The sequence below is a fragment of the Lentzea sp. NPDC060358 genome (assembly GCF_042725365.1).
Taxonomy (GTDB): Bacteria; Actinomycetota; Actinomycetes; order Mycobacteriales; family Pseudonocardiaceae; genus Lentzea.
In genome coordinates this window covers 1-19,392 of sequence record NZ_JBHXCW010000042.1, presented here as the reverse complement: position 1 = coordinate 19,392, position 19,392 = coordinate 1, and the positions used below count along the sequence as shown (strand labels likewise).

The following is a 19,392-nucleotide window of genomic DNA, read 5'->3' as shown; positions in this document are numbered from 1 at the left end:
CGTGGAGATCGGTCTGGTCGACCTGTTCGACGGCAGCCCCGAGAGGAACCCGGACTTCATGGCCCAGCTGGGCCGCACGGCCGAGGAGCTGGGGTTCACCGGCATCTGGTTGCCGGAGCACATCGTGTTCTTCGACGAGTACACCTCCGCGTACCCGTACCCGGAGGCACCGTCCGCGACCGATCCCGAGAAGGTCGAGCGGCACAACAAGACCGTGGACGGCACGGCCCGCGTGGAGGCCGCGGCGGACCAGGGGCTGATCGACGTGCTCCAGGCCGCCGCGGAGGTCTGCGCGGCGACCACCCGGCTGCGGATCGGCAGCTCGGTCCTGCTGCTGCCGCTGCGCAACCCGCGGCTGTTCGCGAGGGACCTGATGACCGCGGTCGAGCTGACGGACGGCCGGATCGACCTCGGGGTCGGCGTGGGCTGGTCGGCCGAGGAGTTCGCGGCCTGCCAGACGGACTTCAAGACCCGCGGCCGCCGCTGCGGCGAGGGCATCGCCGAGCTCACCCGGCTGTGGGACGACCCCGACGGCGTCTACCCGCGCACCCCCGCACCGATGCCGAGGGTGCTCGTCGGCGGGCACTCGCCCGCCGCGCTGCGCCGGGCCGCGACGGTCGCGACCGGCTGGTACCCCTGGAACCTCACCCCGTCGCAGTTCGCCGAGCACCACCGGACCTACCGCGAGCACCTCGACGCGGCCGGGAAGGACAGGGAGGAACAGCACGTGATCGCCGGACTCCGGTTCACCGGCGAGATGGCCGCGCTGCCGGCCGTCGTCGACCGGTACCGCGAGCTCGGTGCCGACGGCGTCAACATCTCGCTGAGGATGCAGGTGCACGACTACGCCGACACCATGAAGTCCGTCTCCGACGCGCTGGGACTCGCGGCATGAGCGCCGCCGACGCGGGCGGCGTCGAGGAGTTCCGCGCCGAGGTCCGCGCCTGGCTCGCGGAGAACGTGCCGGCCGAACCGCTGCCGGCGTGGACCGGGCAGGAGGGGTTCGACCTGCACCGCGCCTGGGAGGGCAGGCTCTTCGAGGGCGGGTACGCCGCCGTCGACTGGCCGTCGGAGTACGGCGGCCGCGACGCGAGTCTGAGCCGGTCGATCGCGTTCGCCGAGGAGTACTACCGCGCCGGTGCGCCGGAGCGGATCAACATGGGCGGGCTCTACCTGCTGGGGCCGGTGCTGATGCAGTGGGGCACGCCCGAGCAGTGCGCCCGGTGGATCCCCGACCTGCTGGCCTGCCGCACGATCTGGTGCCAGGGCTTCAGCGAACCCGGCTCCGGCTCCGACCTCGCCTCGCTGCGGACGTCCGCGGTGCGCGACGGCGACGAGTTCGTGGTCAACGGCCAGAAGATCTGGATCTCGATGGGCGGCTTCGCCGACTGGATCTTCGCGCTGGTGCGCACCGACCCCGAGGCGGGCCGCGAGCGCAAGCACCGCGGCATCTCGTTCCTGTGCATCGACCTGCGCTCACCGGGGGTGGAGGTCCGGCCGCTGACGATGGTCGACGGCACCCGCGGGTTCGCGGAGGTCTTCTTCACCGACGTCCGCGTCCCGGTCGGGAACGTCGTCGGGGGCGTCGACAACGGCTGGGCGGTCGCGATGTCGACGCTCGGGTTCGAGCGCGGCGCCGTGTTCGGCGACCACGCCAAGTTCTCCGGCGACGTCGCGGACCTGGCCGCGCTCATCGCGGCCCGCGGCCTCGACGACGACGCGCAGGCACTCGACGAGCTGGGCCGGGTCCTGGTGCAGACCGAGGTCTACCGGGCCAACGTCCACCGGCTGGCCGCGCGGGCCGAGGCCGGCGGCGAGCTCGACAGCACGGCCAGCATCAACAAGGTCTTCTGGACCGAGATGCAGCACGACATCTTCGACACCGGCATCCGGCTGCTCGCCGAGGACGGCGCCGTCGTCGGCGATCCGGGCGCGCTGCCGGACGCCGACCCCGCCACGCTGCGCGCGTGGTCGCGGTGGCACCACCGCTACTGGTACGCCCGCGCCGCCATGATCTTCGGCGGCACGAACGAGATCCAGCGCAACATCATCAGCGAACGCGTGCTGGGCCTGCCGATGGAGCCGCGACGATGACCGACACCCTGGACCAGGACCGCCGCCAGCTCGACGAGCTCACCGGCGACGTGCTCACGGCCCACTGCGGGCTCGACCACCTGCGGGCCCAACTCGCCGACGGCACGGCGCACACCGCCGCGTTGTGGGGCAGGCTCACCGAGACGGGCCTCGTCTCCGCGCTCGTCGCCGAGGAGCACGGCGGTGCGGGACTGTCCCCGGCGCACCTGTCCGGTGTGCTGCACAGCCTCGGGCGGCACGCCGTGCCCGAGCCGTTCCTGGAGACGGCCGTGCTCGCCACGTCCGTGCTGGGAGCGCTGCCGGTACCGGTGGCGGACGAGTGGCTCGGCCGGATCGCCGCGGGCGACGCGATCGCCGTCGTCCGACTCGGCGCGCTGACCCCGTTCCTCCCGTACGCGGCCGACGCCGACCTGCTGCTGGACCTCGCCGAGGACGGCGTCGTCCGGGCGTTCACCCGCGAGGAGATCGAGGTCGACCCCGTTCCCGCACAGGACCCGCTGCGTCCACTCGCGAGGGTCGTTCTCGTCGGCTCGGGAACACCGCTGGGTCAGAACAGCGCGGTCGTGGCCAGGACGCGGACGCTCGCCATCGCCGGTGCCGCGTGCATGCTCGCGGGCGCCGCGCAACGACTGCTGGACCTCACCGTCGAGTACGTGGGCGTCCGCGAGCAGTTCGGCCGGCCGGTCGGGTCGTTCCAGGCCGTGAAGCACAAGGCCGCCGACCTGGCGGTGGTGGTCGACATGGCCACGGCCGCGGCGCTGTCCGCGTTCGACGCCGTCGACGAGCCGGACGGACCACGCCGTGCGGCGGCCGCCAAGGCCTACGCCGGTGACGCGGCCGCGAGGGCGAACGTCACCGCGTTGCAGCTGCACGGCGGGATCGGCTTCACCTGGGAGTACCACCTGCACATCTGGCTCAAGCGGGTCATGGGCCTCGCCGCGTCCTACGGCACGACGAAGGCGTTGCGCCGCGACCTGGCGCGCGAGCTGCTCGCGCGGGTGACCGAGGAGCGGCGCGGATGAGCGGGCTGGGGTTCTGGCGGCTGGCCGTCACCACACCCGACGCCCTGGCCGTCGTCGAACCGGACGGCACCCGCACCACCCGCGGCGAGCTGCTGGCCCGCGCCAACGCGACCGCCCGCCTGTTGCGCGGGCTGGGCCTGGAGCGGGGCGACCGCGTGGTCGGGGTGGTCGCCAACGAGTCGTGGGCGCTCGCGCTCGTCCTCGCCTGCCAGCAGATCGGCGCCTACTACGTGCCGGTCAACACCGCGCTGACCACGGCCGAGGTCGGCTACATCGTCGAGGACGCCGCCCCGGTGGCCGTCTTCTGCTCGCGGGCACACGCGGACACCTTGCGCGCGGCTGCTTTCCCGGCGGACCGGCGGTTCTCGTTCGGGCCCGCCGAGGGGTTCCGCGACCTCACCGCCGAGATCGCCGGGCTGCCGGCGGGTCCGCTCGAGGACCGGTCGCCGGGCTCGTACCTCGGCTACACCTCCGGCACGACCGGCAGGCCCAAGGGCGTGCTGCGGAAGCTGCCGGAGGGCGACCCGGACGACGTGTTCGCCGCCGGTGCCGCCTGGCAGCTCGGCATGTTCGGCATCACGCCGCTCGACGACGGCGTGCACCTGGTGACGTCACCGCTGAGCCACACCGCGGTGAGCGGGCTGGCGGTCACGTCGCTGCACTTCGGGCACGCGGTCGTGCTGATGGACCACTTCGAGGCCGAGCGCGTGCTGCGGCTGATCGAGGAGCACCGCGTCACCACCACCCACATGGTGCCGACGCAGCTGCACCGGCTGCTGCGCCTGCCCGGGGACGTCCGCGCGGCGCACGACGTGTCGAGCATGCGCAACCTCGTGCACGGCGCGGGACCGTGCCCGGAGTCGGTGAAGCGCGAGGTCATCGCGTGGTTCGGGCCGGTGGTGTGGGAGTACTACGGCGCGACCGAGGCGGCGGGTACCGCGATCACCAGCGCCGAGTGGCTGGACCGCCCCGGCAGCGTGGGCCGTCCGCAGCCCGGTGCCGAGGTGCGCGTGCTCGACGCGAACGGCGAGCAGGTGCCGGCCGGGCAGACCGGGCGCGTGTTCCTGCGGATGGGCGCGCACGCCTTCTCCTACCGCGGCGACGACGCCAAGACCCGGGCTTCCCGCGTCGGCGACTTCGTCACGGTCGGGGACCTCGGCCACCTCGACGAGGACGGGTACCTGTACCTGCTCGGCCGCACCGCCGAGGTGATCGTGAGCGGCGGGGTGAACATCTACCCCGCCGAGGTCGAGGCCGCGCTGCTCGAGCACCCCGACGTCCAGGACGCCGGAGTGGTCGGCCTGCCCGACCCCGAATGGGGACAGCGGGCGTGCGCGGTCCTCCAGGTCGCGCCCGGCTCTCCACTGTGGACCGGGGACGTCGCCGCGCTGCTCGCGCCGTTCCTCGCCGAGCGCCTCGCGCGCTTCAAGCTGCCGCGCCGGTACCAGGTCGTGGCCGAGCTGCCGCGCGGTGCCAACGGCAAGCTCCGCAAGCACCTGCTGCCCGATCTCGTCCGGGAAGGGACCCCGTGAAACCCGTTCCAACGTCCACTCCGGACACCCGCGAGTGGTTCGACCGCATCGACGCCGGCGAGCTGACGGTGCCGCGGTGCACGGCCTGCGCGTCGTTCTTCCTCTACCCGCGCAGCAGTTGTCCCCGGTGCGGTGCGCGCTCGGTGGAGCTGGTCCCGGCGGCGGGTGACGGCGTGCTGCTGTCGTTCGTGGTCAACCACCGCGCCCCGGCCGGGTTCGAGGCCCCCTACGCGCTGGGCGTCGTGCGGCTCGCGGAGGGACCGCACCTGACCGCCCTGATCCGCACCGACCGGCCCGAGTCGCTGGAGGTCGACGCGGCGGTGCGGGTGGCGTTCGAGGAACGCGGCGAGCGCCGCGTCGTCTGCTTCGAGGTGGCCGAGTGAGCCTGCGTGGAGCCGTCGCGATCATCGGTGCCGCCGAGAGCACCGAACTGGGCAAGATCCCGCACATGTCCGCCCTGCAGCTGCACGTCGACGCCGCGCTCAACGCGCTCGCCGACTGCGGGCTGACCCCGGCCGACGTCGACGGCGTCGCGTCGGCGGGGGAGATGCCCGTCGACGTCGCCGACTACCTGGGCATCGTCCCGGAGTACCTGGACGGCACGAACGTCGGCGGCTCGTCGTACATGCTGCACGTGCGGCACGCGATGGCCGCGATCAGCGCCGGCCTGTGCGAGACCGTGCTCGTGACCCACGGCGAGTCCGGGCGGTCGCGGGTGGGCATGGTGCCGTGGGCGCCGGCGCCGCAGTCGTTCATGGCGCAGCTGGAGGTGCCGCACGGCCCTGTCGGCGCGCCGTCGCTGTTCCCGATGGGCGTGCGGCGGTACATGGCCGAGTACGGCATGACCCGCGAGCAGCTCGCGATGGTGCCGGTGGTGCAACGGCAGTGGGCCGCCAGGAACCCGCGGGCCAAGCTGCGCGACCCCATCACCGTCGAGGACGTGTTCGCCTCGCCCGTGATCGCCGACCCGGTGCACCTGTTGCACTGCTGCCTCGTCACCGACGGCGGCGGCGCGCTGGTGCTCACCTCCGCCGAACGCGCCCGGTCGCTCGACCTGCCGGCGCCGCCGGTGTACGTGCTGGGGGCGGGGGAGTCCAGCGAGTCCTCCGTGGTCTCCGGGCTGGAGAGCCTCACGTCGTCGCGGGCGATCCGCATCGGTGGTGAACGCGCCTTCGCCCAGTCCGGCCTGGCGCACGCGGACGTGGACCACCTGATGATCTACGACGCCTTCGCCCACGTCCCGATCTACGGCCTGGAGGACCTCGGGTTCGTCGGGCGCGGCGAGGCACCGGCGTTCATCGCGGACGGCAACACCGCTCCCGGCGGCCGGCTGCCGATGAACACCAACGGCGGCGGCCTGTCCTACACGCACACCGGCATGTACGGCATGTTCGCCATCCAGGAGTCGGTCCGGCAGGTCCGCGGCACCGCTCCGGCCCAGGTGGACGGTGTCGACGTGAGCGTGTGCACGGGTGTCGGCGGCATGTTCATGAGCTCCGGCACCCTGGTCCTGGGCAGCGCCGCCACCCTCTGACCCCGGCGAGCACGAGGCCGGCCACCCCTGCGCGGGATGGCCGGCCTCACGTCGTGGTCAGGGGAGGGCGGTCTCGCCCTCGGGCAGGAACCGCACGAGGGCGGAGCGGACCGCCGAGCACACCAGCACGCCGTCCTGGTTGAGGCCGCGGTGCTCGAGCGTCACGATGCCCTGCCCCGGCCGGGACTTCGACGGCCTGCGGTCCTTGATCTCGGTCTCGCAGTAGAGCGTGTCGCCGATGAACACCGGGGCGGGGAACGCGATCCTGTCGAAGCCCAGGTTGGCGATCGTCGTCTTCTGGGTGAGGTCGGGAACGCCGATGCTGCACACGATGCCCAGCGTGAGCAGGCTGTTCACCAGGCGCTGGCCGAACTCGGACTCGGCCGACTTCACCGCGTCGAGGTGCAGCGTCTGGGTGTTGAGGGTGATGCTGCAGAACAGGACGTTGTCCGCCTCGGTGATCGTGCGGCCCGGCTCGTGCTTGAACACGTCGCCGGGGACCATCTCCTCGTAGTAGCGGCCGCGTCGCGTGTGGACGGTCATGGGGTCTCCTCGGGATCGGTGAGGCCGGCGCGGTGGCCGGGGTGCGCGACGGCGGCGAGGGCCTCGGCGCGTTCGGTCTCGGTGCGGCCCCGGAGCCAGGCGACGCCGTGCTCGGTCACCACGGCGTCCGGGGTGTGGCGGGCGAGCGACACGACGTCGGCGCCGAGCCGGCGCACGATGCGGCTGTGCCGGCCGTCCGGGGTGGCCGAGGGCAGCGCGATGATCGACAGGCCGCCGTCCGAGGCGAACCCCGCCTCGGCGAAGTCGGCGCCACCGCCGATGCCGGACACCTGGCGGCCGCGCACCAGCTCGGACCCGACCTGGCCGGCGAGGTCCACCTCGACCGCCGAGTTCACGGTCACCAGCCGGGGGATCCTGCCCAGCACCCGCGGGTCGTGCGCGGAGCGGCTGTCCCGCAGCACCACCGCGGGGTTGCCGTCGGCGAACTCCATGAGCTTGCGCGTCCCCATCAGCTCGGCGGCGCGGATCGCGGGGTGCTCGCCGACGTCGGTCCACCGCAGCAGCCCGCGCGTGAAGAGGTCCACCATCGCGTCGTTGGCCATGCCGACCACCCGCACCGGCCCGGCGCCGCGTTCGGCGAGGAACGCGGTGATCGCCTCCGGGACGGCCCCGATGCCCAGCTGCAGCGTCGGTTCCGGCGGCAGCAGGCCGAGCACGTGCGCGGCCACCCGGTCGCTCACCTCGTCGCGGGCGGCGGCGGGGAACTCGCACATCGGCGTGTCCGCGTCCACCAGCACGTCGAGCTGCGTCACGTGCAGCATCGAGTCGCCGGTCGTGCGCGGGGTGCCCGGGTCGACTTCGGCGATCACCAGCGCCGCCCGCGCGACCGCGTGGCACACGTAGCTGGCGGACGGCCCGAGGCTGCACCAGCCGTTGCGGTCCGGCGGGGACACCCGCACGAGCGCGACCGACGTCTCCCACTGGTCGAGCAGGCGCGGGACGGCGGACGCGCGGGCCGGGACGTAGTCCACCCGGCCGGGGGACAGCGCCGCCCGTGCGGGCCCGTAGGGGTGCCAGGTGCGGTAGCGGAGCAGCCCCTCGGCCGCGGCGCCGAGGAACGGGTAGGCGCCGAGCTGCAGTCCGGAGTAGAGGGTCGGCCCGCCGAGCAGGTCCGCGGCGGCCGCGAGGTGCGTCAGCAGCGTCTCGGGCGTCCCACATCCGGGTGACGCGACGATCGCGGCACCGGGCGGAACGCGGCGCACGGCGTCACCCGGTGTGGTGGTGGAGGGCAGCGGCACGAGATCACCTCCTGGTCGGACGGTGCCGCGCTGTGCGGGCGCAGCCACGGAAAGTGCACGTCGGCTGCCCCTGCGTGCGCGGTCGTGCGGCGAACGTAACCTCTGCCGACAATTTAAGCAAATGCTTGATTTACCTCATTGACACGGCGTGCTGTGAAGTGCGTTACTCGCTTAAAGCGAGCGCTTGATTCAGCACAGGGCCGGTCCGGCGTCGCTCGTCCAAAGGAGGACCGTTCCGTGCAACTGCTGATGCAACAGCTGCTCAACGGCATCGCGCTCGGGGCGATCTACGCACTCTTCGCGGTCGGGTTCTCACTGATCCTCGCCAAGATGGGCATCCTGAACGTCGCCCACGGCACGTTCGCGACGTGGGGCGCCCTGTCGTCGTACTGGCTGGTGACCGAACTGGGGCTGAGCTTCTGGCTCGCGCTCGTGGCCGGCGTCGTCTTCGCGGGAGCGCTGGGCGTGGCCGCCGACCTGGTCGCCTTCGAGCCGCTGCGCAAGCGCAACGCGGGCACGTTCGCCCCGATCATCGCGAGCATCGGCATCTGGATCGTGCTGCTCACCCTCGCCGAGGCCTTCGCGGGCCCCACGGCCACCGGCTACCCGGCCGAGGCGGTGCCCGCCGAGCGCATCCAGGTCGCCGGGCTGCTGCTGTTGCCCGCGCAGCTGATCAGCGTGGTCGCCCTCGTGGTGGTCGTGACGGGAGTGCACCTCCTGCTCACCCGCAGCCGGTTCGGCGCGGCCGTCCGCGCCGTCTCGGTGGACCCGCGCTCGGCGACCATCGTCGGCGTCAACGCCCGTCTGGTGCTGATCGCGGTCGCGTTCCTCGCCGCCGCGATCGCCGGGCTGGCCGGTGTCCTCGCCGCGCTGTCGGACAACAACGTGTCGTTCGGCATCGGTGAGGCCCTGCTGCTCAAGGGGTTCGCCGCGGTCGTCGTCGGCGGCTACGGCGACATCCGCGGTGCCGCGCTGCTCGGTGTCGGCATCGGCGTGATCGAGGTGATGAGCGCGCAGTACATCTCGTCCGGCTTCCGGGACGCGATCACCTTCGGCGTCCTGCTGATCGTCCTGGTGTTCCGGCCCCAGGGCATCTTCGGCGAACGACAGCTCGTCCGAGCCTGAGCGAGGGGAGACGACTCATGAGCATCACTGCCTGGATGACCACCCTGCAGTTCGCGGGGGTCAACGCGCTCTTCGCGCTGGCGGTCTACGCCTCGCTGTGGACGGGCGTCCTGAGCCTCGCACCGGTCTTCTTCGGTGCGGTCAGCTCGTTCACGTTCGGCTACTTCGCCGGGGTGCTGGGCATGCCGCCGCTGCTCGGCCTGCTGCTCGGTGCCGTGATGGGCGCCGCCCTCGGCGCCGTGACGGCGGGCCTGCTGATCCGGCTCGACAGCCACTACCTCGCCATGGCCACCATCGCCATGGTGCTGATCGGGCGGGTCCTGATCCTCAACCTGCCGGAGCAGACCGGTGGCGCGACCGGCACCCTCGTGCCGGGAGACCTCGGCACGTGGGCTTGGCTGATCGGGACCCTGGTCCTCGCCGCCTACGTGCTGGCCCGGCTCGCCGGCTCGCGCTTCGGGCTCGCCGCCGACGCGGTCCGCGAGGACCCCGCCGTCGCGGAGACGCTCGCGATCTCGCCGCGCCGCATCCAGTTCGTCGGCATGGTGATCTCCGGTGCCCTCGGCGGCGCCGCCGGCATCCTGCAGTCGAGCTTCCTGCGCTACATCGGGCCGGACACCTTCTACACCCACCTGGGCTTCGTCACGCTCGCGGCGGTCGTGCTGGGCGGTGCGTTCCACTGGCTCGGGCCGATCGTCGGCGCGATCGTCTTCACGATCCTGCCGGAGCTGCTGCGGGAACCGATGGGGGAGTACGACGGCGTCGTCACCGGTGTCCTCCTCGTCGTGATCATCATCTACATGCCGCGAGGCCTGGTCGACGTGCGGCGCCTGCGGCTGGCGCGCTCGCGCTGGCGGCGCGGTGACCCGGAACAGGGCGAGCCGGACTCCCGGCCCGCCGCGCGTGCGGAGGTGAACTCGTGAGCGGGACGGCGGTCGGCATCACCGGCCTCACCAAGGCGTTCGGCGGTCTCAAGGCCGTCGACGACGTCACGATCCAGGTTCCGCCCGGCCGCATCCACGGCATCCTCGGCCCGAACGGCGCAGGCAAGACCACCGTGCTCAACATGGTGAGCGGCTTCATCCAGGCCGACTCCGGCCGGATCGAGGTGTTCGGGCAGGACATCACCCGGATGCAGCCGTTCCGCATCGCGCAGCAGGGCGTCGGGCGGACCTACCAGAACATCCGCCTGTTCCCCGGCCTGACCGTGCTGGAGACCGTGGTGGCGGGCGCCTACGCGCAGCGCAGGTCGACGATCGCGGGCGCCCTGCTGCTGAACCCGGCCGAACGGCGGGAGCGCCGGGAGTCCCGGGAACGCGCCGCCGAGCTGCTCGACCGGGTCGGCTGCCGGGCGTCGCACTCGGCGCTGGCCGAGACGTTGTCCTACGGCGACCAGCGCCGGGTCGAGATCGCGAGGGCGCTGGCGACCAACCCGCGGGTGCTGCTGCTCGACGAACCGACCGCGGGCATGAACGACGCCGAGTCCCAGGAGGTCGGCCGGTTGCTGGTCGAGCTGCGCGACCTCGGCCTGACGCTCATCCTCATCGAGCACAACATGCGGCTCGTCGAGGACTACTGCGAAACCGTCTCGGTGATGAACTCCGGCGCCCTGCTCGCCGAGGGCGCGCCGACGTGGTGCCTGGAGCAGGACGAGGTCAAGGAGGCCTACTTTGGCAAGCGATCCGATGCTGCGCGTATCGCGACTCTCCGCCGCGCACGGTGCGGTCCAGGCGGTGCGTGAGGTCGACATCGAGGTCGCCCAGGGCACCCTGGTCGCCCTCATCGGCTCGAACGGCGCCGGCAAGACCACCACGCTGAACACGATCGCGGGCCTGCACAAGCCCGCGGGCGGCTCGGTGACCGTGGACGGCCGGGACATCACCGGGTGGCCGTGCCACAAGGTGGTCCGGGGCGGGGTCGCGCTGGTCGCCGAGGGACGTCAGGTGGCACCACCGCTGACCGTGCTGGAGAACCTCGAGCTGTCCGCGTACAGCGGGCGCGCCACCAAGGCCCAGCAACGGCAGCAGCTCGCGGAGGTCTTCGAGCTCTTCCCCCGGCTCGCCGACCGGCGCGGTCAGCTCGCGGCGTCGATGAGCGGCGGCGAGCAGCAGATGCTCGCCTTCGGGCGTGCGCTGATGACCCGCCCGAAGGTGCTGCTGCTCGACGAACCGTCGATGGGCCTCGCCCCGGCGATCGTCGACGTCCTGTTCCAGACCATCGAGACCCTGCACACCGGCGGGGCCACGATCCTGCTCGTCGAGCAGAACGCCGAGCTCGCCCTGGCCGTCAGCGAACGCGTCTACGTGATGCAGCGCGGCCGGATCGTCACCGACGGCACCGCGGACGCCGTGCGCGGCCGCGAGGAAGTCATGTCCGCCCTCTTCGGCTGAACCACCCGGCTGAACCAGAAGGAGCCCACCCACCATGAGCGAGATCAGGCTGGACGGACGGGTCGCCGTCGTCACCGGCGCCGGACGCGGACTCGGCCGCGAGCACGCACTGCTGCTCGGCGCCCGTGGTGCCGCGGTCGTCGTGAACGACCTCGGCGGCGCGGACGGCGAGGCCTCGCCCGCCGAGCAGGTGGCCGAGGAGATCCGGGCCGCGGGCGGGAAGGCGGTCGTCGACACCAACGACGTCAGCACCCCGGAGAACGCGGCCGCGGTCGTCGCGACGGCGACCGAGAACTTCGGCCGGCTCGACGTCCTCGTGAACAACGCGGGCATCCTGCGCGACCGCTCGATGGCGAAGCTGACGCCCGAGGAGGTCGGCCCGGTCCTCGACGTGCACCTCGGTGGCACCATCTGGATGAGCAAGGCCGCCTGGCCCGTCATGGTCGGGCAGGGGTACGGCCGGATCATCAACACGACGTCGGCGGCCGGCCTGTTCGGCAACTTCGGTCAGACCAACTACGCCGCCGCCAAGGCCGGGATCTGGGGCGTCACCAAGACCCTCGCGATCGAGGGCGCCCGCAACGGCATCCAGGTCAACGCGATCGAGCCCGGTGCCCGCACGCGGATGACCGAGAACCTGCTCGGCGACCTGGCCGACCGCCTCGACCCGGGTCTGGTGTCCCCGGTCGTGCTCTGGCTGGCCGCGCAGGAGTGCGCGACGACCGGCGAGGTCTACAACGTGGGCGGCGGCCGGGTGGCCAGGGTCGTGATCGCCCAGACCCCCGGCTACTTCTCCCGTGACGTCACGCCGGAGGCTCTGCGCGACAGCTGGGACGAGGTGAACGACCCCGCGACGGCCGAGGTGATGACGACCTTCCAGCAGGAGATGAGTGTCCTCGTCGGACTGCTGGACGCGGACCGCGCCGACGCCTGAGTCACCCCGGCACCCTCCCGGGGTGCGGGGACCTGTCAGATGAGTAAAGCAAACGCTAGATTTCAGATGGACTTTCCTTTGTGGGGTGACGACGATGCGTGAGCTGCGCGATCCCGAGCACGAGCTCATCGCCAAGGCGATCCGTGAGCGCGTCGCCGAGTTCGACGACGAGTACTGGGCGGCGTGCGACCGCGACCACCGGTTCCCCTGGGAGTTCTTCACCGCGCTGGCGGAGGGCGGGTGGGTCGGGCTCGCCATCCCCGAGGAGTACGGCGGCGGCGGGCGCGGCGTGACCGAGGCGGCGATCCTGCTGCGCGAGATCGCGGCGTCCGGCGCGGCCATGAACGGCTGCACCGCCCTGCACATGAACGTGTTCGGCCTCCAGCCGGTCATCAAGTACGGCAACGACCGTCTCAAGGAGACGTTCCTGCCGCCCGCCGCGGCGGGGGAGCTGCACGTCGCGTTCGCCGTCACCGAGCCGGACGCGGGCACGGACACGTCCCGGATCAAGACCCGTGCCGTGCGCGACGGCGACGGCTGGCGGATCAGCGGCCAGAAGATCTGGACCAGCAAGGCGCTCGAGTCGTCGGTGGCGCTGCTGCTCGCCCGCACCGCGCCCGCCCCCGACACCGAGCGCGGCCGTTTCGACGGGCTCAGCCTCTTCCTCGTCGACCTCGACCCGGCCCACGTGGCCATCCAGCCCATCGCGAAGGCCGGCCGCAACGCGGTCGCCACCTGCGAGACGTTCTACGACGACCTCCCGGTCGAGGGCTGGCGGCTCGTCGGCGAGGAGGGCAAGGGCTTCAAGCACCTCCTGGCGGGCCTCAACCCCGAGCGGATCCTGATCGCCGCCGAGGCGACCGGCATCGGGCAGGCCGCGCTGCGCCGGGCCACCGACTACGCCAAGGTGCGCCGGGTGTTCGACCGCCCGATCGGCAGCAACCAGGCGCTGTCGCACCCGCTCGCCGACTCCTACGCCCGGCTCGAAGCCGCCTGGGAGATGACGATGATCGCTGCCGCCCGGTACGACGCGGGGCTGTCCTGCGGTGCGGAGGCCAACATGGCCAAGTACCTCGCGGCCGAGGCCGGCTACGACGCGGCCGACCGCGCGGTGCAGACCCACGGCGGGCTCGGCTACGCGCAGGAGTACCACGTGGAGCGCTACTGGCGGGAGGCCCGGATCATGCGGCTCGCGCCGATCAGCCAGGAGATGTCGCTCAACTTCATCGCCCAGCAGGTGCTCGGCCTGCCGCGGAGCTACTGATGGCACCGGGACAGCGCCGCCTCGAAGGGCGGGTGGCCTACGTGCTCGGCGGCGGCAGCGACGGCCCCGCGCGGCCGGGTGAGGCCCTGCCGATGGGCAACGGGCGCGCGATCGCCCTGCGCCTCGCGGCCGAGGGCGCGACGGTCGTCGTCGGCGACAAGGTGCTCGCACGGGCCGAGGCGACGGTCGAGCACCTCGCCGTCCCCGGCCTCGCCGTCGAGGTCGACGCCGTCGATCCCGCCTCCTGCCGGGCCGCGGTGGCCGCCGCGGCCGAGTTCGGCGGCCGGCTCGACGTCGTCGTGTGCAACGTCGGCCTGTCCGGCCGGGAACCGCTGAAGGTGCAGAGCCTGGAGGACTGGGAGTTCTCCTCGGACGTCAACGTCCGCTCGCACTGGCTGACCGCGCAGGCGGCGCTCGGACCCATGCTGGCGCAGGGGTCCGGGGCGTTCGCGTTCGTCGGCTCCACGGCCGGGGTCTACAGCAGCAGGCGTTCCCTGTCCTACGAGGCGACGAAAGCGGCGCAGCTCGCCGTGATGCGGCACGTCGCCGTCCGGTACGCCGACCGCGGCATCCGGGCCAACGCGGTGGTGCTCGGCAACATCGACTCGGCGCTGGTGCGCCGCGAGTTCGGGGACGCGCCCGGCGGTGCCCGCGCGGCGGTCGTGCCCATGCGGCGGGAGGGCCGCCCGGAGGAGGCCGCCGGCGCGGTCGCCTTCCTCGTGAGCGACGACGCCGGGTACGTGACCGGGCAGAGCCTGCTCGTGGACGGCGGCGTGAGCGCCGCCTGGCCCGTTCCGCCGGTCCTCTCGTGAACAGGAGCAGCAGATGACCAAGGTCGTCGTCAGTGGCGTCGGGATGAGCCCGTTCGGGAAGTTCCTCGACAGGTCCATGAAGGACCTCGGCAAGGTGGCGGTCGACGCCGCGCTCGCGGACGCCGGCATCGCGGTGGGGGACGTCCAGGCGATGTTCTTCTCCAACGCTCTCGCCGGGCTGATCACCGGTCAGGAGTGCATCCGGGGAGAGGTCGTCGGCTACCCGCTCGGGCTCGCCGGCATCCCGATCCACAACGTCGAGAACGCCTGCGCGTCCGGCGGCAACGCCCTGCACCTCGCGTGGATGGCCGTCGCGTCCGGCATGTACGACACGGTGCTCGCCCTCGGCGTCGAGAAGGCGAACCACGAGGACCGGCAACGCACGTTCAGCGCGTACGCGGCGGGCATGGACGTCGAGCAGGGCTTCGCGACCGGCGACGGCGCGGGACAGGAACGCAGCCCGTTCGTCGACCGGCAGGCGCGCCTGGCCGCCACGCTGTTCGACGAGCGCGGCGTGACGATGGAGGGGCTGGCCAGGGTCACCTCGCGGTCGCTCGAGAGCGCGCGGCTCAACCCGTTCGCGCACCGGCGGTTCGGCGGCACCCCCGAGGACGTGCTCAACGCCCGCGTGGTGGTCGAGCCGCTGACCGTGCTGATGAGCTCGCCGGTCAGCGACGGCGCCGCCGCCGTGGTGGTGACCAGCAAGCCCACGGCCCGATCGGTCGACGTCCTCGCCTCCCGGATGGCCACCCGTCCTCCCGCGGACCGGCCCGACGCCCCCAACGCGGTCGAGGCGTCGGCGCGTGCGGCGTTCGAGCAGGCGGGTCTCGGGCCGCAGGACATGGACCTGGCCGAGGTGCACGACGCGTCGGTCGCGTACGAGCTGATGGCGTGGACCGACGTCGGTCTCTGCGTACCGGGCGAGGAACAGCGCTGGGCGATGAACGGCGTCACGGCGGCGGACGGCGCGATGCCGGTCAACCGGTCCGGCGGGCTGGTCGGCCGCGGTCACGCCCTCGGTGCCAGCGGTCTCGCCCAGGTCCACGACGTGGTCCAGCAGCTGCGCGGCGAGGCGGGCGACCTGCAACTGGACGGCCCGCGCCGGGCGGTGGTCCAGATCGGCGGCGGTGTCGTCGACTGGCTGACCGCCGTGTCGAGCGTGCACGTGCTCGGGAAGGGGTGACGGTGTCCGATCTCGTCATAGACGCCCACATGCACGTGTGGGACGCCACCTGGCTCCCGGAGGGGCTGCGGCGCGCCTGGGCCCGGCAGGGCGCGGGACGGCGGCTGCCGGAGCGGGACCCGGAGGACGTCCTCGGCCACGTCGCCGTGGGCCAGAGCGACCCGGACGCGGGCCTGACGATCGCGGCGTTCGACCGCGTCGGCGTCGCGGCCGGCCTGATCCCGGTCGTCGACTGGACCATCGTGGGCGCCCCGGCCGGCGAGCACCTGCCGATCGCTGCGCTCAACGCCCGGTACGAGGAGATCTGCGCGCGCAACGAGGGCCGGCTCTACTTCGCGGCGGGCCTCGACCCGCGGCACCCCGACGCCAGGACCTTGTTCGAGGAGGCGGCATCGCACCCGCACTGCCGCGGGTTCAAGCTCTACCCGGCCGCGGGCTGGGACCTGCGCGACCCCGCGCACGCGTGGTTGTTCGAGGAGCTGGTGGAGCGCGACCTGCCCGCCGTCGTGCACTGCAGCCCGCTCGGCGGCGACCCGCTGCAGGTGGTGCGCTGCCGGCCCGCCGAGGTCGCCGCCGTGCTGGCGTCGTACCCGACGCTGCGGGTCTCCTTCGCCCACGCGGGCATCGAGGCGTGGTGGAGCGAGGCGCTCGACTGCGCGACTGGCTGGCAGCACGCCTATCTGGAACTGTCGCTGTGGCAGCGTCTGGCCACTGTGGACTACCGTGAGTTCCGGCGGAGGGTGCGGATGATGCGCGCTCAGATCGGGGCCCACCGGCTGATCTTCGGGTCCGACATCTGCCGGGGCCCGCGGGAGGACCCCGAGGGGACCGACCTGGCGCGGTTCCTCGGCATGGTGCGCGACCTGGCTTCCCCGTACCAGGGCGACGCCGCGGTCTTCAGCGGCGAGGAGCTGGAGCTCTTCCTCGCGGGCAACGCGGTTCGGCTGTTCGATCTGAAGGAGTTCGCATGAGCGACGTGCTGGGAACCCTCTTCGCCAACGCCGGCAGGCGCTTCCACGACAGCGTCGCCGTGCTGGCCGGCGGGCAGAGCCGGACCTTCGGCGAGGTGGTCGAGCAGGGGTGGCGGCTCGTGCACGCGCTGCGCGACCGCGGCGTCGAGCCGGGGTCGTCCGTCGCCGCGATGCTCGGGGCGAACCGCGTCGAGTCGCTCGAGGTCTACGTCGGGCTCGCGCTCGGCGGCTACACCGCCGTGCACGTCAACGACCGGCTGACCCCGCCCGAGGTCGACCACGTCGTGTCCGACTCGGGCGCGGTCGCGCTCGTGCACACCGACGGTCCCGCCGCGGTGGCCGCGGCCGCCACCACGACCGCGGGCCTCACCGCCTGGTTCGCGATCGGCGGCGACCCGCCCGCGGGGGCCGAGTCCTACGCCGCGGCGCTGTCGGCCGCGTCCCCCGAGCCCGTGCGCACCGACGTCTTCCCTGAGGACACCGCGCTGGTCGGCTACACCAGCGGCACCACCGGGTTCCCGAAGGGCGTCCTGGTCAGCCACCGCGCCGTCGTCAACTGCATCAAGCTCGTCCCGTACGCGTACCGGTTCCCGCTGCGGGGGCACGCCGCGTTCCCCGGCGGCTGGTCCTTCGTGTCCGGCCTGTGGGGCGTGATCTTCCCGCACTTCTACACCGGCAGCACGGTCGCGTTCATCCCCGGCGCCACCCCCGACGAGTGGGGCAGGCACATGGTGGAGCACAAGGCGACGTTCACCCTCGGCCTCACACCGCTCATCCCCGGCCTGATGGCGGCGTTGCGCGCGCACCCGGCCGCCCTCGACACGTTGCAGTCGGTGCTGCACTCCGGCGGCCCGCTGCCGCCGGAACTGGCCGCCGACCTGGTCGCGCTGATCGACGACCGGCTCGTCGAGACCTACGGCATGACCGAGGTGGTCGGGCCGATCACGATCACCAACCGCGCGGACTGGCGCGGGGGCGGCGAGGCGGACGACATCTTCGCCTCCGTCGGCAGGCCGTTGCCGACGTCGTCGATGTGGGTCGCCGGCGCGGACGGGACACCGTTGCCGGCGGGGGAGATCGGCGAGCTGGTCATCGAGGCCGACACGATGTTCTCCGGCTACCACAACGCCCCGGACAAGACGGCCGAGGCGTTGCGCGACGGCGCCTACCACACCGGCGACCTCGGCTACCGCGACAAGGCGGGCTACTTCTACCTCACGGGCCGGGCGCAGGAGCTGATCGTCACCGGGGGCGCCAACGTCTACCCGGCCGAGGTGGAGCGCGTCCTGCTGCTGATGGACGACGTCGTGGAGGCGGCGGTGTTCGGGCTGCCGGACGAGCGCTGGGGCGAGGCGGTCTCCGCGGCCGTGGTCCTGCGACCGGGCGCCACCACGACCGCCGACGAGGTCCGGGAGTTCGCCCGGTCCCAGCTCGCCGGGTTCAAGAAGCCCGTGCACCTGTTCTTCCTGGGCGCGCTGCCCCGCAACGCGGCCATGAAGGTGATGAAGCACGTGCTCAAGGAGCAGGTGGCCGACTCGATCGACACGACAGGAGGCCAGCGGTGAAGCTGGGCATCAGTGAGCTGTTCCCCGCGGCCGGGCCGCGCGACGGGCGGTGGTCGATGGACGCCGCGGCGCTGATCGAGGAGATCGGCTACAACTCGGTGTGGCTGCCCGAGCACGTCGTCTTCTTCCCGAGTTACTCCTCGCAGTACCCCTACGAGTCCGGTGGCGCGCAGGAGGTGCACAAGACGCTGGGGGTGTACGACCCGCTCGTGCTCGCGGGCTCGATCGCCGCGGTGACGACGACGTTGCGGATCGGCACGTACGTCCTCGTCGTGCCGCAACGCAACCCGATCGTCACGGCGCGCCAGGTGTCGAGCGTCGACCGGTTGTCCGGCGGCCGGTTCCAGCTCGGCGTCGGGGTCGGCTGGTCGGAGGAGGAGTACGCCGCGCTGGACGTGCCGTTCGAGCGCAGAGGCGCGCGGATGGACGCCTACCTCGGGGCGATGCGCGCCCTGTGGTCCGAAGAGGAAGAAACCTCGTTCTCCAGCGAGTTCGTGGAGTTCGAGCCGCTGTACTGCTTCCCGAAGCCGGCGCAGCCGCGGTTGCCGGTGATCGTCGGCGGCAACAGCAAGGCCACCCTGGAGCGGATCGTGGCCTACGGCGACGGCTGGGCCGGGTACAGCCGCACCCACGAGGACATCAAGGTCTTCATCGACAAGCTGTCGGTGCTGATGGAGGCCGCGGGCCGCGACATGTCCGAGCTGTCGCTCAAGGTCGGGCGGCGCAGCAAGGGCAAGACGGAGAAGGACTGGGAGGACGACCGCGCCTACATCGAGGAGGCGATGAGGATCGGCATCGACGAGGTCGTGGTCTCGCCGCGCATCGGCGACGAGAACTACGAGAAGGACATGCGGCGCTACTTCGAGATCGTCGGCGGCTGACCCGGTCTCAGATGGACCGGCGCATGCCGCCGTCGACGCTGAACGACTCGCCGGTCACGTAGGAAGCGGGGCCGGAGGCCAGGAAGGCGACGAGGGCGGCGGCCTCCTCCGGCCTGCCGAACCGGCCGGCGGGGATGCGGTCGCGGACCAGGGCGGCGCGTGACTCCTCGGTCGGGTACGCGAGCCGGACCTGTTCGCTGTCGATCCGGCCGGGGGCCACGCAGTTGACGGTGACGCCGTCCGCCGCGACGGTCCGCGCGAGCGCCTTGGACCACAGGACGCC

Annotated in this window: 20 protein-coding genes; 17 read left to right on the top strand and 3 right to left on the bottom strand. The window is 72.5% G+C overall.

Annotation, left to right across the window (positions count from 1 at the left end; all coding sequences use genetic code 11):
- The first annotated feature begins 1 nt into the window (after window position 1).
- The 6 genes from ACFWGZ_RS12330 to ACFWGZ_RS12305 are packed head-to-tail and all read left to right on the top strand — an operon-like array spanning window position 2 to window position 6,182.
- On the top strand, window positions 2-895 hold the full coding sequence (locus ACFWGZ_RS12330; protein ID WP_382451547.1) for an LLM class flavin-dependent oxidoreductase: 894 nt from the start codon (window positions 2-4) through the stop codon (window positions 893-895).
- The gene (locus ACFWGZ_RS12325; protein WP_382451546.1) at window positions 892-2,094 is read left to right on the top strand and encodes an acyl-CoA dehydrogenase family protein; all 1,203 of its coding nucleotides are present in this window, start codon (window positions 892-894) and stop codon (window positions 2,092-2,094) included. The genes ACFWGZ_RS12330 and ACFWGZ_RS12325 overlap by 4 nt, the downstream gene beginning before the upstream one ends.
- On the top strand, window positions 2,091-3,116 hold the full coding sequence (locus tag ACFWGZ_RS12320; RefSeq protein ID WP_382451545.1) for an acyl-CoA dehydrogenase family protein: 1,026 nt from the start codon (window positions 2,091-2,093) through the stop codon (window positions 3,114-3,116). The genes ACFWGZ_RS12325 and ACFWGZ_RS12320 overlap by 4 nt, the downstream gene beginning before the upstream one ends.
- Window positions 3,113-4,648, top strand: a complete 1,536-nt coding sequence (locus tag ACFWGZ_RS12315; protein WP_382451544.1) for an AMP-binding protein — start codon at window positions 3,113-3,115, stop codon at window positions 4,646-4,648. The genes ACFWGZ_RS12320 and ACFWGZ_RS12315 overlap by 4 nt, the downstream gene beginning before the upstream one ends.
- On the top strand, window positions 4,645-5,031 hold the full coding sequence (locus tag ACFWGZ_RS12310; RefSeq protein WP_382451543.1) for a Zn-ribbon domain-containing OB-fold protein: 387 nt from the start codon (window positions 4,645-4,647) through the stop codon (window positions 5,029-5,031). Before ACFWGZ_RS12315 ends, ACFWGZ_RS12310 begins: the two co-directional genes overlap by 4 nt.
- Entirely contained in the window at window positions 5,028-6,182 is a 1,155-nt protein-coding gene (locus ACFWGZ_RS12305; RefSeq protein ID WP_382451542.1) for a thiolase, read from the top strand. Before ACFWGZ_RS12310 ends, ACFWGZ_RS12305 begins: the two co-directional genes overlap by 4 nt.
- A 57-nt stretch (window positions 6,183-6,239) precedes the next feature.
- Here ACFWGZ_RS12305 and ACFWGZ_RS12300 read toward each other — a convergent pair whose 3' ends face one another.
- On the bottom strand, window positions 6,240-6,725 hold the full coding sequence (locus ACFWGZ_RS12300; protein WP_382451541.1) for a MaoC family dehydratase: 486 nt from the start codon (window positions 6,723-6,725) through the stop codon (window positions 6,240-6,242).
- Complete coding sequence (locus ACFWGZ_RS12295) at window positions 6,722-7,984, bottom strand: acetyl-CoA hydrolase/transferase family protein (RefSeq protein WP_382451540.1); 1,263 nt, start codon at window positions 7,982-7,984, stop codon at window positions 6,722-6,724. Before ACFWGZ_RS12295 ends, ACFWGZ_RS12300 begins: the two co-directional genes overlap by 4 nt.
- A gap of 237 nt (window positions 7,985-8,221) precedes the next feature.
- Here ACFWGZ_RS12295 and ACFWGZ_RS12290 point away from each other — a divergent pair, with 237 nt between their 5' ends.
- The 11 genes from ACFWGZ_RS12290 to ACFWGZ_RS12240 all read left to right on the top strand — a co-directional run bounded on the left by ACFWGZ_RS12290 (window position 8,222) and on the right by ACFWGZ_RS12240 (window position 19,109).
- Entirely contained in the window at window positions 8,222-9,109 is an 888-nt protein-coding gene (locus ACFWGZ_RS12290) for a branched-chain amino acid ABC transporter permease (RefSeq protein WP_382451539.1), read from the top strand.
- Between the two features lie 17 nt (window positions 9,110-9,126).
- A complete protein-coding gene (locus ACFWGZ_RS12285) occupies window positions 9,127-10,032 on the top strand; it encodes a branched-chain amino acid ABC transporter permease (protein WP_382451538.1) in 906 nt (301 codons plus the stop codon).
- Window positions 10,029-10,850, top strand: a complete 822-nt coding sequence (locus tag ACFWGZ_RS12280) for an ABC transporter ATP-binding protein (protein ID WP_382451537.1) — start codon at window positions 10,029-10,031, stop codon at window positions 10,848-10,850. Before ACFWGZ_RS12285 ends, ACFWGZ_RS12280 begins: the two co-directional genes overlap by 4 nt.
- Window positions 10,843-11,499, top strand: coding sequence for an ABC transporter ATP-binding protein (locus ACFWGZ_RS12275; protein WP_382451536.1), 657 nt, complete (start codon window positions 10,843-10,845; stop codon window positions 11,497-11,499). Before ACFWGZ_RS12280 ends, ACFWGZ_RS12275 begins: the two co-directional genes overlap by 8 nt.
- A gap of 34 nt (window positions 11,500-11,533) precedes the next feature.
- The gene (locus ACFWGZ_RS12270) at window positions 11,534-12,433 is read left to right on the top strand and encodes an SDR family NAD(P)-dependent oxidoreductase (RefSeq protein ID WP_382451535.1); all 900 of its coding nucleotides are present in this window, start codon (window positions 11,534-11,536) and stop codon (window positions 12,431-12,433) included.
- Between the two features lie 94 nt (window positions 12,434-12,527).
- Window positions 12,528-13,697 carry an acyl-CoA dehydrogenase family protein gene (locus ACFWGZ_RS12265; protein ID WP_382451573.1) on the top strand — a complete coding sequence of 390 codons (1,170 nt, stop codon included), beginning with the start codon at window positions 12,528-12,530 and terminating at the stop codon, window positions 13,695-13,697.
- Window positions 13,697-14,509, top strand: a complete 813-nt coding sequence (locus ACFWGZ_RS12260; RefSeq protein WP_382451534.1) for an SDR family NAD(P)-dependent oxidoreductase — start codon at window positions 13,697-13,699, stop codon at window positions 14,507-14,509. The genes ACFWGZ_RS12265 and ACFWGZ_RS12260 overlap by 1 nt, the downstream gene beginning before the upstream one ends.
- 13 nt (window positions 14,510-14,522) lie before the next feature.
- Window positions 14,523-15,692, top strand: a complete 1,170-nt coding sequence (locus tag ACFWGZ_RS12255) for a thiolase family protein (RefSeq protein WP_382451533.1) — start codon at window positions 14,523-14,525, stop codon at window positions 15,690-15,692.
- 2 nt (window positions 15,693-15,694) lie between these two features.
- Window positions 15,695-16,663, top strand: a complete 969-nt coding sequence (locus tag ACFWGZ_RS12250) for an amidohydrolase family protein (protein WP_382451532.1) — start codon at window positions 15,695-15,697, stop codon at window positions 16,661-16,663.
- Window positions 16,660-18,228, top strand: coding sequence for a class I adenylate-forming enzyme family protein (locus ACFWGZ_RS12245; RefSeq protein WP_382451531.1), 1,569 nt, complete (start codon window positions 16,660-16,662; stop codon window positions 18,226-18,228). The genes ACFWGZ_RS12250 and ACFWGZ_RS12245 overlap by 4 nt, the downstream gene beginning before the upstream one ends.
- The gene (locus tag ACFWGZ_RS12240; RefSeq protein WP_382451530.1) at window positions 18,225-19,109 is read left to right on the top strand and encodes an LLM class F420-dependent oxidoreductase; all 885 of its coding nucleotides are present in this window, start codon (window positions 18,225-18,227) and stop codon (window positions 19,107-19,109) included. The genes ACFWGZ_RS12245 and ACFWGZ_RS12240 overlap by 4 nt, the downstream gene beginning before the upstream one ends.
- Window positions 19,110-19,116: 7 nt before the next feature.
- On the opposite strand, the gene ACFWGZ_RS12235 is transcribed toward ACFWGZ_RS12240, so the two are convergent.
- Window positions 19,117-19,392, bottom strand: a 276-nt coding sequence (locus tag ACFWGZ_RS12235) for an SDR family oxidoreductase (RefSeq protein ID WP_382451529.1), incomplete at its 5' end; no start/stop codon positions are given.

Bases quoted from the DNA above. Each gene is read 5' to 3' on its own strand.
- ACFWGZ_RS12245 (WP_382451531.1), top strand. From the start codon at position 16,660: ATGAGCGACGTGCTGGGAACCCTCTTCGCCAACGCCGGCAGGCGCTTC.
- ACFWGZ_RS12325 (WP_382451546.1), top strand. From the start codon at position 892: ATGAGCGCCGCCGACGCGGGCGGCGTCGAGGAGTTCCGCGCCGAGGTC.
- ACFWGZ_RS12260 (WP_382451534.1), top strand. From the start codon at position 13,697: ATGGCACCGGGACAGCGCCGCCTCGAAGGGCGGGTGGCCTACGTGCTC.
- ACFWGZ_RS12315 (WP_382451544.1), top strand. From the start codon at position 3,113: ATGAGCGGGCTGGGGTTCTGGCGGCTGGCCGTCACCACACCCGACGCC.
- ACFWGZ_RS12285 (WP_382451538.1), top strand. From the start codon at position 9,127: ATGAGCATCACTGCCTGGATGACCACCCTGCAGTTCGCGGGGGTCAAC.
- ACFWGZ_RS12300 (WP_382451541.1), bottom strand. From the start codon at position 6,725: ATGACCGTCCACACGCGACGCGGCCGCTACTACGAGGAGATGGTCCCC.
- ACFWGZ_RS12320 (WP_382451545.1), top strand. From the start codon at position 2,091: ATGACCGACACCCTGGACCAGGACCGCCGCCAGCTCGACGAGCTCACC.
- ACFWGZ_RS12270 (WP_382451535.1), top strand. From the start codon at position 11,534: ATGAGCGAGATCAGGCTGGACGGACGGGTCGCCGTCGTCACCGGCGCC.
- ACFWGZ_RS12265 (WP_382451573.1), top strand. From the start codon at position 12,528: ATGCGTGAGCTGCGCGATCCCGAGCACGAGCTCATCGCCAAGGCGATC.
- ACFWGZ_RS12255 (WP_382451533.1), top strand. From the start codon at position 14,523: ATGACCAAGGTCGTCGTCAGTGGCGTCGGGATGAGCCCGTTCGGGAAG.